Origin of the sequence: Devosia oryzisoli, assembly GCF_014837245.1 — a bacterium.
GTDB classification, from domain to species: Bacteria; Pseudomonadota; Alphaproteobacteria; order Rhizobiales; family Devosiaceae; genus Devosia; species Devosia oryzisoli.
Genome location: NZ_JACYFU010000003.1, coordinates 433,849 through 446,659, shown reverse-complemented (window position 1 = coordinate 446,659; position 12,811 = coordinate 433,849). Strand labels below are relative to the sequence as shown.

General features: G+C 63.7%; 14 protein-coding genes. 4 read left to right on the top strand and 10 right to left on the bottom strand.

The window, feature by feature from the left end:
- Positions 1–7 precede the first annotated feature (7 nt).
- The gene (locus IC608_RS13730) at positions 8–1,231 is read right to left on the bottom strand and encodes an argininosuccinate synthase (RefSeq protein ID WP_191776585.1); all 1,224 of its coding nucleotides are present in this window, start codon (positions 1,229–1,231) and stop codon (positions 8–10) included.
- 107 nt (positions 1,232–1,338) lie between these two features.
- On the opposite strand from IC608_RS13730, the gene IC608_RS13725 reads away from it, so the two are divergent.
- Positions 1,339–1,986 (top strand): LysE family translocator, encoded by a 648-nt coding sequence (locus tag IC608_RS13725; RefSeq protein ID WP_191776583.1) that lies wholly within the window; start codon positions 1,339–1,341, stop codon positions 1,984–1,986.
- 1 nt (position 1,987) lies between these two features.
- The gene (locus IC608_RS13720; protein WP_191776581.1) at positions 1,988–2,836 is read left to right on the top strand and encodes a 23S rRNA (adenine(2030)-N(6))-methyltransferase RlmJ; all 849 of its coding nucleotides are present in this window, start codon (positions 1,988–1,990) and stop codon (positions 2,834–2,836) included.
- Between the two features lie 29 nt (positions 2,837–2,865).
- Here IC608_RS13720 and IC608_RS13715 read toward each other — a convergent pair whose 3' ends face one another.
- The 5 genes from IC608_RS13715 to thpR all read right to left on the bottom strand — a co-directional run bounded on the left by IC608_RS13715 (position 2,866) and on the right by thpR (position 6,490).
- Positions 2,866–3,210 (bottom strand): restriction endonuclease, encoded by a 345-nt coding sequence (locus IC608_RS13715; RefSeq protein WP_248306374.1) that lies wholly within the window; start codon positions 3,208–3,210, stop codon positions 2,866–2,868.
- 32 nt (positions 3,211–3,242) lie between these two features.
- Positions 3,243–4,451 (bottom strand): dual-specificity RNA methyltransferase RlmN, encoded by a 1,209-nt coding sequence (gene rlmN, locus IC608_RS13710; protein WP_191776577.1) that lies wholly within the window; start codon positions 4,449–4,451, stop codon positions 3,243–3,245.
- Between the two features lie 170 nt (positions 4,452–4,621).
- Positions 4,622–5,128 (bottom strand): invasion associated locus B family protein, encoded by a 507-nt coding sequence (locus IC608_RS13705; protein ID WP_191776574.1) that lies wholly within the window; start codon positions 5,126–5,128, stop codon positions 4,622–4,624.
- 89 nt (positions 5,129–5,217) lie between these two features.
- The gene (locus tag IC608_RS13700; protein WP_191776572.1) at positions 5,218–5,739 is read right to left on the bottom strand and encodes an invasion associated locus B family protein; all 522 of its coding nucleotides are present in this window, start codon (positions 5,737–5,739) and stop codon (positions 5,218–5,220) included.
- Between the two features lie 211 nt (positions 5,740–5,950).
- On the bottom strand, positions 5,951–6,490 hold the full coding sequence (gene thpR / locus IC608_RS13695; protein ID WP_191776569.1) for an RNA 2',3'-cyclic phosphodiesterase: 540 nt from the start codon (positions 6,488–6,490) through the stop codon (positions 5,951–5,953).
- A gap of 200 nt (positions 6,491–6,690) precedes the next feature.
- Here thpR and IC608_RS13690 point away from each other — a divergent pair, with 200 nt between their 5' ends.
- Positions 6,691–7,461: a Bax inhibitor-1/YccA family protein gene (locus tag IC608_RS13690; protein WP_191776567.1), complete on the top strand. Its 771-nt coding sequence runs from the start codon at positions 6,691–6,693 to the stop codon at positions 7,459–7,461.
- A gap of 77 nt (positions 7,462–7,538) precedes the next feature.
- Positions 7,539–8,036 carry a GNAT family N-acetyltransferase gene (locus IC608_RS13685; RefSeq protein WP_191776564.1) on the top strand — a complete coding sequence of 166 codons (498 nt, stop codon included), beginning with the start codon at positions 7,539–7,541 and terminating at the stop codon, positions 8,034–8,036.
- Between the two features lie 28 nt (positions 8,037–8,064).
- On the opposite strand, the gene IC608_RS13680 is transcribed toward IC608_RS13685, so the two are convergent.
- The 4 genes from IC608_RS13680 to acnA all read right to left on the bottom strand — a co-directional run bounded on the left by IC608_RS13680 (position 8,065) and on the right by acnA (position 12,738).
- The gene (locus IC608_RS13680) at positions 8,065–8,490 is read right to left on the bottom strand and encodes a GNAT family N-acetyltransferase (RefSeq protein ID WP_191776562.1); all 426 of its coding nucleotides are present in this window, start codon (positions 8,488–8,490) and stop codon (positions 8,065–8,067) included.
- Positions 8,491–8,531: 41 nt separating this feature from the next.
- A complete protein-coding gene (locus IC608_RS13675) occupies positions 8,532–8,912 on the bottom strand; it encodes a DUF2794 domain-containing protein (RefSeq protein ID WP_428055591.1) in 381 nt (126 codons plus the stop codon).
- A 270-nt stretch (positions 8,913–9,182) separates the two neighbouring features.
- Positions 9,183–9,839, bottom strand: a complete 657-nt coding sequence (locus IC608_RS13670) for a DUF1223 domain-containing protein (protein ID WP_191776560.1) — start codon at positions 9,837–9,839, stop codon at positions 9,183–9,185.
- 214 nt (positions 9,840–10,053) lie between these two features.
- Positions 10,054–12,738, bottom strand: a complete 2,685-nt coding sequence (acnA, locus tag IC608_RS13665) for an aconitate hydratase AcnA (RefSeq protein WP_191776558.1) — start codon at positions 12,736–12,738, stop codon at positions 10,054–10,056.
- Positions 12,739–12,811: the final 73 nt, after the last annotated feature.

Below are 12,811 nucleotides of genomic sequence, written 5' to 3'. Positions count from 1 at the left end.
AGTCAGGTCAGCGGCGCGCCCTGGCGTTGCGGGCGGCCCAGGTCTTGAGCCGGAGGCCGTTGAGGCGGATGAAGCCCTCGGCATCCTTGTGGTCATAGGCCACCGCGCCCTCCTCGAAGGTCACGAGGTCTTCCGAATAAAGGCTGTAGGGCGAGGTGCGGGCCACGACATTGGCCGAGCCCTTGTAGAGCTTGATGGTGGCCTCGCCGGACACGAACTCCTGGCTCTTGTCGATCAGTGCCTGCAGCATTTCGCGTTCCGGCGAATACCAGAAGCCATTGTAGATGAGCTCGGCATATTTGGGCATGATCTCGTCCTTGAGATGCGCCGCGCCGCGGTCGAGCGTGATCGATTCGACGCCGCGATGCGCATGCCAGAGAATGGTGCCTCCGGGCGTCTCGTAGACGCCGCGCGACTTCATGCCCACGAAGCGGTTCTCCACGAGGTCGAGCCGCCCGACGCCATGCTTGCCGCCCAGCTCGTTGAGCCGGGTCAAGAGCGCTGCCGGCGACAGTGTCTCGCCATTGACCGAAACCGCATCGCCCTTTTCAAAGCCGATCCTGACGTATTCGGGCTGGTCCGGGGCCTTTTCCGGGTCGGTGGTGCGCTGGTAGACGTATTCGGGCGCCTCGACGCCCGGATCCTCCAGCACGCGGCCTTCCGAGGAGGTGTGCAGCAGGTTGGCATCGACCGAGAACGGCGCCTCCCCGCGCTTGTCCTTGGCGATCGGGATCTGGTTGGCTTCCGCATATTCGAGCAGCTTGGTGCGGCTGCGCAGGTCCCACTCGCGCCACGGCGCGATCACCTTGATCGAGGGGTCGAGCGCATTGGCGGTGAGCTCGAACCGGACCTGGTCATTGCCCTTGCCGGTGGCGCCATGCGAGATCGCATCGGCACCGGTTTCCTGCGCGATCTCGACCAGCCGCTTGGCGATCAGCGGCCGGGCGATGGAGGTGCCGAGCAGGTAGAGCCCCTCATACATGGCGTTGGCGCGGAACATCGGGAACACGAAATCGCGCACGAATTCCTCGCGCAGGTCCTCGATGCGGATGTCCCTGATGCCGAACATCTCGGCCTTGCGGCGCGCCGGCTCGAGCTCCTCGCCCTGCCCCAGGTCGGCCGTGAAGGTCACGACCTCGCAGTTGTAGGTCTCCTGCAGCCACTTGAGGATGATGGAGGTGTCGAGCCCGCCCGAATAGGCGAGTACCACTTTCTTGATGTCATTGGCCATGTGTGTATCTCGGTAGGGTCGGCCGGAACGGCCCCAAATCGGGCGCACCCTATTCATCTGCACGCTTTGGTGCAATTGTCGCCCGACAAAAACGACAGATCGCGCCGATGCCCGCTTTCATTCCCGACCTGCCCGTCATTCTCGCCTTCGCGCTGGCCGCGTTCGTGCTCGCCGTCACCCCCGGGCCGGACATGGCGCTATTCGTCTCGCGCACCATCCACTGGGGCCGCAGCCATGGCTTTGCCACCGTCCTGGGCGCCATCACCGGCATCGCCGTGCACACGACGCTCGTTGCCTTCGGCATTTCCGTGCTCATCGTCGCCGCGCCCGCCGCCTTCTGGGCTTTGAAAATCGTTGGCGCGCTCTACCTGGTGTGGCTCGCCATCCAGGCCATCCGCGATGGCGGCGGGTTGCTGGTCGCCCGCGCCGGAGGACGGCAGCCCAGCTGGGGACAATCCTACCTCACGGGGCTGGGCATCAACCTCACCAATCCCAAGGTGGCGTTGTTCTTCGTGACCTTCCTGCCGCAGTTCGTTTCGGCGGCCGATCCTGCCGCGCCCGGCAAACTGCTGTTCCTTGGCGCCGAGTTCGTGCTCGTCTCACTGCCCGTCGTGGTCGCGGTCGTGCTGTTTGCCGAATGGCTGACGCAGACGCTCAGGCACAACCGCTGGGTCGGCCGCGCGCTCAACTGGAGCTTTGCCGCCGTCTTCATGGCTTTTGCCGCCACCATCCTCCTCGCCGAAGGGCGCAAGTAAGTTGAACTACCGCCACGCCTTTCACGCCGGCAACTTTGCCGACGTGGTCAAGCACACCATTCTCAGCCGCATCCTCGCCTATCTGATGCGCAAGGACGCTCCGTTCCGCGTCATCGATACCCATGCCGGCGTCGGCCTCTACGATTTGCGGGGTGACGAGGCCGGGCGCACCGGCGAATGGCAGGAGGGCATCGCGCGGCTGATCGACGCCAAACTGGCCTCGCCGGTGGCCGAAGTGGTCGAGCCCTATCTGTCGGCGGTGCGGGCCCAGAACCAGGATGGACGCCTGCGCTACTATCCCGGCTCTCCCATGATCACCCGCCACATGATGCGCCCGCAGGACAGGCTGATGGCGCTTGAACTGCATCCCAGCGATGCCTGGGCACTGCGCAAGAATTTTACCGACGATTTTCAGGTGCGGGTGACGACACTCGATGGCTGGGCCGCCATGGGCACACACCTGCCGCCCAAGGAAAAGCGCGGCCTCGTGGTGGTCGATCCGCCCTTCGAGGAAAAGGGCGAATTCACCCGCATGGCGCAGAGCCTTGAAAAGGCTCATGCCCGCTGGCCGGGCGGCATCTATGCCTATTGGTATCCGATCAAGGAGCCGCGCGAAGTGGACGCCTATATCAAGGCGCTCAAGGCCTCCGGCATTCCAAAAATCCTGCGGATCGAGCTGAGTATCGACCGCCCCACCACCCCGCCGCGCCTCCATGGCACCGGCATGATCGTGGTCAACCCGCCCTATGTGCTGGAAGCAGAGATGCGGACGCTATTGCCGGCGCTGGCGGAGCTGCTCAGCGATCACGGGCGCGGCCGGTGGGCCGTTGAGTGGGTAGCCGGAGAGTAGCGTCTACCACACGCGGCCTGCCCACCATCCTAGTCCCGGGGCCGCCGCATGTCGCGCCGCTGCCGGGTCATCCGCGTTGGCGCGTGAAACGCGGGTGGCTTTTCCCGCACCCAGGCGAGGAAGGTGGCGATCTCGGGATCGGCCCGTAGGCTCTCGATGCCGGCGAGGCGGCGGGCCAATTCTGCCTCCGAGAAGCGGGCATGGATGGCGCTGTGGCAGATCTGGTGCAGGCGCACCGTGCCCTTGTGCGTGCCGCCCTTGAGGCGGGGCGTCAGGTGATGCCGGCTCGATTTCGCCTCGGGCGGGATCGGCCGCTCGCACAGGGGACAGATCGGCGGCTGGCGAGACGCTGCGGCCTTTGCGGCAGCCGCCATGGCAACCTCGACCCGGCGGGCCGAGGGCTTCATCAGACGCCGGCGAGGGCGTCGCGATCCTTGCGGGACAGCCGCTCGCTCTCGCTCTTGAGCTGACCGCAAGCGGCGAAGATGTCCCGACCGCGCGGAGTCCGCACCGGAGAGGCATAGCCGGCACGGTTGACGATGTCGGCAAAGCGCTCGATGCGGCTCGAGGGCGAGGTGCCGTAGTTGGAGCCGGGCCAGGGGTTGAACGGGATGAGGTTGATCTTGGCCGGAATGCCCGCGAGGAGCCGCACCAGTTCGCGCGCCTCGGCATCACTGTCGTTGATGCCGTCGAGCATCACATATTCGAAGGTGATGCGACGGGCATTGGAGAGGCCCGGATAGTTGCGGCAGGCCTCGAGCAGCTCCTTGAGCGGCCATTTCTTGTTGATCGGCACGAGGACGTCGCGCAGATCGTCGCGCACGGCATGGAGAGAAATGGCCAGCATGACGTCGATCTCGCGGCCGGTCGGCTCGATATAGGGGACGACGCCAGAGGTCGAAAGCGTGATGCGGCGCTTGGAGATACTCATGCCATCGCCGGCCGACGCGATCAGCAGCGCCTGCTTGACGTTGTCGTAGTTGTAGAGCGGCTCGCCCATGCCCATCATCACGATATTGGTAATGGCGCGGGTTTCCCCGCCGGGTACAAGACCGCCGTCGTCTGGACGCTGGCCACCGGGGAAGTCGCCAAGGCGCTCACGCGCCATCAGGATCTGACCGAGAATTTCTCCAGCGGTGAGGTTGCGAACGAGCTTCTGCGTGCCGGTATGGCAGAAGGAACAGGTCAGCGTGCAGCCCACCTGGGACGAGACACAAAGGGTCCCGCGATCACTCTCGGGGATGTAGACGGTTTCCACCTCGACCGGGGGAAAGTTGGGATTGGCCGGATCGCGGAACCGGAACAGCCATTTGCGCGTGCCATCGACCGACACCTGTTCGGAAACGATCTCCGGCCGGTCGAGGTTGAACGTGTCGGCCAGTTTCTGGCGCACGGGCTTGGCCACATTGGTCATCCGCTCGAAATCGGTGACGCCATTGACGTAAAGCCAGTTCCACAGCTGGCTGGCCCGCATGCGCCCTTCGCGCTCGCTGACCACCTCGTGGCACACCAGCGCTTCGGCCAGTCCCGCCTTCGAAAGGCCGATCAGCGGAGGACGGGCCGTAGCGGCGGGGCGCACGGCAGTCGAATGGTCAAGATTCAGCGCAATGCTCATCGCAGGGCTCGATAGGAAACGAAGATGCGGGAAAACCCGCAGTGTCTACCATATGGGGGCGCGATTGGCAAAGTCACGCCAGCGGAAGGCAGACCTGCAGTATCCGACAACCGACGGGCCTCAGGCCACCGTCACCAATCAATTGAGCGGGAAGCGGAAGATCTCAGCGATCAGCACTCGGCCCCGCTGGCCTGCTGGGCAGCGGTGGCCCCGGAAAGCGAGTACTTCTGAGTAACGGTAGTGCCGTCTGCCGCTGTCCCCGAGACCGTCAGGCTGGAGCCGGCACGAATGGCGGCGGCGAGGTTGGCGCCTTGCGAGGCATCGTCAAGCCAGGCCGCGTCGCCCTGCGTGAACAACGAGAAAGGCGTACCATCCACCTTCACCGTCGCCATCGACCCGGTCTGGAAGGTGTACCCTGCGACGACGTTGAATTCGTTGATGACGTCCTCGCCCGGGCGGTTTGTGACGTAAAGGTAGGCGTCCCCATAATCCGCCGGGGTAGGGTCCGTACTCGTCGGCTTGGTCATGGCAAAGCAGACCGTGCCACCGCCATCGTCCGCGGCATAGGCCGACCAGTCGCGGAAATCGCCAAGCACTCGCGCCGACTGCGCCTCAGCCGGCAGCGCGGCAATCAGCAGCAGGGGTAAAGCGAGGGCAATGCGGGTCAAACAGGTCATCAGGCGCAGTACTCTTCATGCGACACGGGGAGGCGGGCTCGAAAGCCGCGCCCTGTGAGTTAGGATCGATGTGTTGCCAAGGGCAAGGCTTACTTGCAGGCCGCGTCGATGGCGTTGACCGCAGCGGTGGCGCCAGAAAGCGAATAGGTATCGACCGTATTCGTGCCCCGCTGGCTGGTGCCGCGCACAACCAGCTGGTTGCCGGCCTTGAAGGCGGAAACGAAACCGGCCTCGTCCCCGGTGGAGGCGAGCCAGGCCGCCGAACCCTCGGTGACCATCGGGTAGGACTTGCCATCGATAGCGGCAGATGCCTTGGCGTCTGTGGTGTTGAAGGGATAGCCGATCAGCGTCTGCACCTCATTCTTGGTCCCCAGCGCCTTGCGGTGAATGATCATGAAGTGGATTGGATCCCGGTTCACGCCTGCCGGCTCGCTCTTTTGCGGCTGCCCCGAAATGTAGCAGATCAAGCCGCTGGCGTCGTTGGCCGACCAGGCTGTCCAGGAGTTGAAGGTGCCAAGCTCGGTAGCCTGTTGCGCCTGTGCGGTCGGCGCGAGGGCCATGAGCGCGCCCACCGCGAGCCCGATTGCAAGGCCACAGGTTTTCGTCGTCATTGCCATGAGTTTCCTTCTGTCTTGCTGCCGTTCGTCGTGAGCTGCCCGCCCAGCGTGACGCGAACATGGTTACCAAGCCGTCAAATCCGCCTATATCCGCGCGGATTTGCCTCAAATGATGGGCAAAGGCGGCGGCAATTTGACGCCAGCGCGTCTACAGGCGCAGCTTTTGCGCAGGACGGTTAAGACAAGACTAACACTTGCGTGAAGTTCAGGCAGCAAGGGGATAACTCTGTTCGATCACATATGGACCGCCCCCCACAGAGCCTCTGCTGGAAAAGAGGATGAATCGACTGGCAGTGAATTCGAGCGGATCGAAGCGTCCGGTTTCGGCAAGGAAGTGTGCTACATCGGCTGAGGAGACACCTTTGAGCCGTGCGAGGGTAACATGCGGCACGAATTTGCGTCCCTCTGGGGCCAGCCCCGCTCGCTGCAACACTCGCTCATGGGCGGCCTGCAGCCGTGTCAGTGCGTCTGACGGTTCCACCCCGGCATAAAGAGAGCGAGGTTTGTCGCCACCGAAAATGCCCAGATGGGTAAGGCGGATGGTGAAGCGTAACGCGTTGGAGAGCCGGTCCAACTCACCGGCCACGTCATCGGCCGTTTGCCCGTCGACATCCCCGATGAACCGGAGGGTGATGTGATAGTTTTCAACGTCGATCCAGCGAGCGCCGATCAGGCCGCCGCGCTTAAGCGAAAGGCGAAAACCGATATCGGCCGGAACTTCGAGGCCGGTAAACAGCCGGGGCATGGGGACCTCCCGGGATTGAGCCAGGGTGATTCTCGATCCGACCGTAACACACCCGCGTGAAGGTGCCAGAGCCGGTTGTCGCACCTGTCTGATTTGCCTTGTAAACACGCAACTCGCTCTCCATATTGTTCGACAAGTGGCAACGCCAATTGCCCCCGGCGGTGAAAAGACCGCGTGTTTCCAAGGGAAAGGAACCAGGAATGGCTCAATATGACCGTCAGACCCTCGGTGCGCGGGCCGGCTCGGCCGCGGCCATCGACGAGGGCCTTCGCAGCTATATGCTGCGCGTTTACAACTACATGGGTATCGGCCTTGTCGTGACCGGCCTCGTCGCCTGGTTCGCTGCCAATGCCGCCGTCACCACCAATGCCGATGCCGCCGCCGGCCAGCTGGCGGACGGAACCCTGGTGACCCAGTGGGGCGCGCTGCTGTTTGCAAGCCCACTGCAGTGGGTCGTGATGCTCGCCCCGCTCGCCTTCGTGCTGGTGCTCAGCTTCGGCATCAACAAGCTCTCGGTCCCCGCCGCGCAAGGCGTGTTCTGGGCGTTTGCCGCAGTGATGGGCCTGTCGCTCTCCTCCATCTTCCTCGTCTATACGGGCGCCTCGATCGCCAAGGTGTTCTTCATCACCGCCGCCACCTTCGGCGCGATGAGCCTTTACGGCTACACCACCAAGCGCGACCTGACCTCAATGGGCAACTTCCTGATGATGGGCCTGATCGGCATCATCATCGCCTCGGTCGTGAACATCTTCCTTGGCTCGTCCATGCTCGATTTCGCGATCTCGGTGCTGGGCGTGCTGATCTTTGTGGGCCTGACCGCATATGACACCCAGAAGATCAAGGAAAGCTACTCCGAGCACTACGGCGCCGACGTGCTGGCCAAGAACGCCATCATGGGTGCCCTGAGCCTCTACCTCGACTTCATCAACCTGTTCATGATGCTGCTCCGCCTTTTCGGCAATCGCGAGTAAACATCGTTCCGAATTGGTTGGACGACAAATCGGGCCGCAGCTTACAAGAGCTGCGGTCTTTTTGTTTGCGCAGCGCCATGTCCGATTTCCAGCTCCGTACCTTCCAGTGGTCCGACATTCCGGCCATCACCACCATCTATCGGCACTATGTCGAAAACACCGCCATCACCTTCGATACCGAGGCGCCGGGCGAAGAGGCGATCGCCGAAAAATATGCGGGCCTTCAGAAACTCGGCCACCCGGTGATCATCGCCGAGCGCGCGGGCCAGGTGCTCGGCTACGCCTATGCCAGCTTCTACCGCCCCCGCGCCGCTTATCGCTTCACCTGCGAGGATTCGATCTATCTCGATCCTGAGGAAACCGGACGGGGCCTCGGCAAGGCCATGCTGACCGAATTGCTGGCGCAGTCGAAGGCCTTTGGCTTCAGGCAGATGCTGGCGGTGATCACCGCCGACACGGCCAATTCCATCGCCATCCACGAAAAGTTCGGCTTCGAACGCGTCGGCTACTACAAGGCAGTCGGCCTCAAATTCGACCGCTGGCACGATATCGTGCATCTGCAAAAGGCGCTGTAGGCCCGTCGGCCGGCCGATAGAGCAAGACCTAGGCCAGCGTTTTACGCAGGACAAAGCAGTCGATGGAACGGCCACTCTGCGCCACGTCCCCGCCTGTCCAACCACGTGCGCGATAGAATGGCAGGGCGGTCCGAGTTGCCTTGAGCCTGGCTTGGGCAAAGCCGCGGCGCCCCAGGTCGGCTTCCATATGGTCCAGAAGCGCGGAACTGATCCCCTGGAACCGCCTGTCCGGCGCGACATAGTTGAGCGCGATTTCACCCTCTGCCGTGGTGGCACCTACGGCAACGACCGCGTTGTCGAGAACAGCGACCATCATGAAGAAACCCTCGCGCATCAGCATTTGCGCGATTCCCTCGGGCGATTTGTTAGCCGTCCATTCGGCAATCCGCTGCGGGTCGTTATCGTGGTCCTGGCCGCAGAGGTCCGTGATGGAGGCGATCAAAACGCGGCTCATGGCTGATGCATCTGCCGGCTCCGCCGCGCGGACGACCAGCGTCACCCCACCACCATCAGGTCGGGGTCGAGCACGCGCAGCACCTGGGCGAGGTCGTGGCCGCGCTTGAGGATGCGACCCTGCTGGTTGGTGACCATGTACTGGCCCTGGCGGTTACGCAGCCTGGGGTTCTTCTCGACGACGAACAGCGGACGTTCCGAGACGCGCGCGTAGATCGAAAACATGGCCCTGTCCTTGAGGAAGTCCATGGCATAGTCGCGCCACTCGCCGGAGGCGACCTTGCGCCCGTACACCCCGAGGATCTGCATCAGCTCGCGCCGCTCGAAGGCGACAACGGTGGGCGCCGGACGCGACGCCCCCGATGGCTCGCCGGCATGAACCAGCGCCAGGTTGGGCGGCGGAGGGGGAGCTTGGCCGGGCACGCGCACCTCTTTCGGGTTGTCATTACGCTGTCATGATCGCGGCAAATGCCGACGCTGGCAAGGGTGCAAGAAACCCCAATTCAGCCACGATTTGTCCTTTGTGGCGCCCAATTGGAGCGGCATCGTTCAACCATTGCCTCCAGTGGCTGGTGGCGGGCCGATCGAGCCCCCAACCCCAAGCGTCCCGCCGCCAGCCGCCTCTATTGTTGACCAAGTCAGTCTCGCCCGCTCCTTCCCCCAAGGAGCGGGTTTTTCTTTGGCCGGAAAGGATCAGCGATCGTAGGCAGCGGCGCCCAGAATGAGGCCCGGCAGCCCCTTGCGCTCCTGCTGCACCACCACGGCAAAGCCGCCATTGTGGTCGCCCAGCACCTCGGGCAGCGGCAGCTTGAACTCTGCCCCCGTGTGCGCCTCCCACATGCCCAAGACCTGGCGGTCGGTGACGACGCGGGTATAGACCATGGACTTGCCGGCATTGTCGCCGTTCTCGATGGCCACTTCGGCGCGGTCGAGATAGGTCACGAGCCAGACCGTGGCGTTGCCGAGACTGGAGTGCGCGGGCACGTCGACCTTGAGCATGTCGCCGTCGCGCTCTACGTCGACCGGCAGCGGCAGGCTGGCGCCATCGACAGCCTCCTGCACCTCGTCGCGGCGCGAGCCGACTACGCCCTTGGCGCCATTGACCACCATCTGTGGCGTATAGATGCGCGACGAGCCCCAGCTTTTCGCGTAGGCCCGCTGGCGATCGGCAAAGGACTGGTCCCCAAAGGTGTCTTCCCAGCCGATATAATCCCAGTAGTTGACGTGGTAGGCCAGCGCGACCACATCGCCGCGCTCGGCCAGGCTGGTCAACATGGCATCGGCCGGCGGGCATTGCGCGCAGCCCTGGCTGGTGAACAGTTCCACCACCGCCTTGGGACGCAGATGCACGCTCTCGGCCTGGGCGGCTGGGACGGAAATCGCAAGAACGGCGAGTCCTAAAAGGGCGGTGGGTAAAGGGTTCGTTGCCATGGCGATCGTTGTAAGCCCGGCCGGTAAAGGCTGCCTAGTCAAAAGCGGGTGAGACTCGCCAGTTCTGGGCGGCGGTGTCCAAAATGCAATGGCGGCCCGGAGGCCGCCATTGAAGGCACGAGGCAAGCGTTGCTTAGGCGGCGACGAGGCTGCGCAGCACGTAGTGCAGGATGCCGCCATTGCGGAAGTAGTCGAGCTCGTTGGCCGTATCGATGCGGCAGCGGGTTTCAACGTTGAGCACGTCACCATTGGCGCGGGTGATCTTGACGGTGACCATGGCGCGCGGCTCGATGGTTTCGACGCCGGAGATATCGACCGTCTCGCTGCCGTCGAGCCCGAGGGTCTGCCAGCTTTCGCCATCCTTGAACTGCAGCGGAATGACGCCCATGCCGACGAGGTTCGAGCGGTGGATGCGCTCGAAGCTCTGCGCGATGACGGCCTTGACGCCGAGCAGGTTGGTGCCCTTGGCCGCCCAGTCACGCGAGGAGCCGGTGCCGTATTCCTTGCCGGCGAAGATGACGAGCGGCGTACCCTTTTGCTGGTAGGCCATGGCCGCGTCGTAGATCGGCATCTGCGACCCATCCGGGCCCTTGGTGAAGCCGCCTTCGACCCCATCCAGCATCTGGTTCTTGATGCGGATATTGGCGAAGGTGCCGCGCATCATCACCTCATGATTGCCGCGACGCGCGCCATAGGAGTTGAAATCCCGGGGCGCCACCTGGCGTTCGATGAGGTATTTGCCGGCCGGGGTATTCGGCTTGAAGGAGCCCGCCGGCGAGATGTGGTCGGTGGTGATCGAATCGAGGAAGAGCGCCAGCACGCGGGCCGACACGACGTCGGTCACCGGCTGGGGTTCCATGGTCAGGTCTTCGAAATAGGGCGGGTTCTGCACATAGGTGGACGAACCGTTCCAGCCATAGGTCTCGCCGCCTTCAACCGCGATCGACTGCCAGTGCGCGTCGCCCTTGAAGACGTCGGAATAGCGCGACCTGAACATTTCCGCCGTCACATGCTTGCGCACAATCTCGGCGACCTCGTGGTTGGAAGGCCAGATGTCCTTGAGATAGACAGGCTGACCATTCTTGTCTGTGCCGAGCGGCTCGGTGGTGATGTCCACGTTGAGCGAGCCGGCCAGCGCATAGGCGACCACCAGCGGCGGGGAGGCCAGGTAGTTGGCGCGCACGTCGGGGTTTACGCGGCCCTCGAAGTTGCGGTTGCCCGACAGCACCGAGCAGGCGACGAGCTTGTTCTCGTTGATGCTGTCGGAAATGGCCTGCGGCAGCGGGCCGGAATTGCCGATACAGGTGGTGCAGCCATAGCCCACGAGGTTGAAGCCGATGGCATCGAGGTCTTCCTGCAGCCCCGCGGCCGTCAGGTAGTCGGTGACGACCTGCGACCCTGGCGCCAGCGACGTCTTGACCCACGGCTTGGCATCGAGCCCGAGGGCCCGCGCCTTGCGGGCAACAAGGCCCGCGGCCACGAGAACCGAGGGGTTGGAGGTATTGGTGCACGAGGTGATGGCGGCGATCACCACATGGCCATCGCGCAGCGTGAAATCCTCACCCTTGACCGGAAAATCGATGCCGGTGGCCTGGTCGCCGCGGCCGGCACTGAGGTCGGCCATGGACGCGGCGAAGGCCGAGGCTGCATCCCGGAGCGCCACGCGGTCCTGCGGACGCTTGGGACCGGAGAGCGACGGGACCACGGTCGAAAGGTCGAGTTCTAGGGTTGAGGTGAACACCGGATCGGGTGTCTCCGCGGTGCGGAACATGCCCTGCGCCTTGGAATAGGCTTTTACCAGCGCCACGCGATCCGGGTCGCGCCCGGTCGTGGTGAGGTATTTGAGCGTATCGGCGTCGACCGGGAAGTAGCCGCAGGTGGCGCCATATTCGGGCGCCATGTTGGCGATCGTCGCCTGGTCCTCGAGGCTGAGGTAATCGAGGCCCGGGCCATAGAATTCGACGAACTTGCCGACCACGCCCTTCTTGCGCAGCATTTCGGTGACGGTCAGCACGAGATCGGTGGCGGTGATGCCTTCGTTGATCTTGCCCGTGAGCTTGAAGCCCACGACCTCGGGGATCAGCATGGTGATCGGCTGGCCGAGCATGGCGGCCTCGGCCTCGATGCCACCGACGCCCCAGCCGAGCACGGCGAGGCCGTTGACCATGGTGGTGTGCGAGTCGGTGCCCACCAGCGTATCGGGATAGGCGACGGTTTCCCCGTTCTCGTCCTTGGTCCAGACGGTCTGGGCCAGGTATTCGAGGTTGACCTGGTGGCAGATGCCGGTGCCGGGGGGCACGACGCGGAAATTGTCGAAGGCCGACTGGCCCCAGCGCAGGAACTCGTAGCGCTCGCCATTGCGCTCGTATTCGAGCTCGACGTTCTGGTTGAAGGCCAGCGGCGTACCGAAATTGTCCACCATGACCGAGTGGTCGATGACGAGATCGACCGGCACCAGCGGATTGATCTTCTGCGGGTTGGCGCCGAGCTTGGCGGTGGCGTCGCGCATGGCGGCCAGATCCACCACGGCCGGCACGCCGGTAAAGTCCTGCATCAGCACACGGGCCGGGCGATACTGGATTTCGTATTCGGAGGTGCGGGTCTTGAGCCACTCGGCGATGGCGAGGATGTCGTCCTTCTTGACCGTGCGGTTGTCCTCGAAGCGCAGGAGGTTTTCCAGCACCACCTTCATCGAGCCGGGAAGCTGCGAAACGCCGGCAAGACCGTTCTTTTCCGCCTCGAGGATGGAATAGTAGGTGTAGGTCTTGCCGCCGACCGTCAGCGTCGACTTGGATTTGAAGCTGTCTATCTGCGTCATCTGCTCCGCCCTTCTTCTTGCTGCCTTTGCGCCCATTGCGCTCCGGTGGGGCGAAGCGAAATGCCGCGTTTTC

Coding starts and splice junctions, on each gene's coding strand:
- IC608_RS13705 (WP_191776574.1), bottom strand. CDS start 5,128: ATGACCTGTTTGACCCGCATTGCCCTCGCTTTACCCCTGCTGCTGATT.
- acnA (WP_191776558.1), bottom strand. CDS start 12,738: ATGACGCAGATAGACAGCTTCAAATCCAAGTCGACGCTGACGGTCGGC.
- thpR (WP_191776569.1), bottom strand. CDS start 6,490: ATGCCCCGGCTGTTTACCGGCCTCGAAGTTCCGGCCGATATCGGTTTT.
- IC608_RS13725 (WP_191776583.1), top strand. CDS start 1,339: ATGCCCGCTTTCATTCCCGACCTGCCCGTCATTCTCGCCTTCGCGCTG.
- rlmN (WP_191776577.1), bottom strand. CDS start 4,451: ATGAGCATTGCGCTGAATCTTGACCATTCGACTGCCGTGCGCCCCGCC.
- IC608_RS13700 (WP_191776572.1), bottom strand. CDS start 5,739: ATGACGACGAAAACCTGTGGCCTTGCAATCGGGCTCGCGGTGGGCGCG.
- IC608_RS13730 (WP_191776585.1), bottom strand. CDS start 1,231: ATGGCCAATGACATCAAGAAAGTGGTACTCGCCTATTCGGGCGGGCTC.
- IC608_RS13680 (WP_191776562.1), bottom strand. CDS start 8,490: ATGAGCCGCGTTTTGATCGCCTCCATCACGGACCTCTGCGGCCAGGAC.
- IC608_RS13715 (WP_248306374.1), bottom strand. CDS start 3,210: ATGGCGGCTGCCGCAAAGGCCGCAGCGTCTCGCCAGCCGCCGATCTGT.
- IC608_RS13690 (WP_191776567.1), top strand. CDS start 6,691: ATGGCTCAATATGACCGTCAGACCCTCGGTGCGCGGGCCGGCTCGGCC.
- IC608_RS13685 (WP_191776564.1), top strand. CDS start 7,539: ATGTCCGATTTCCAGCTCCGTACCTTCCAGTGGTCCGACATTCCGGCC.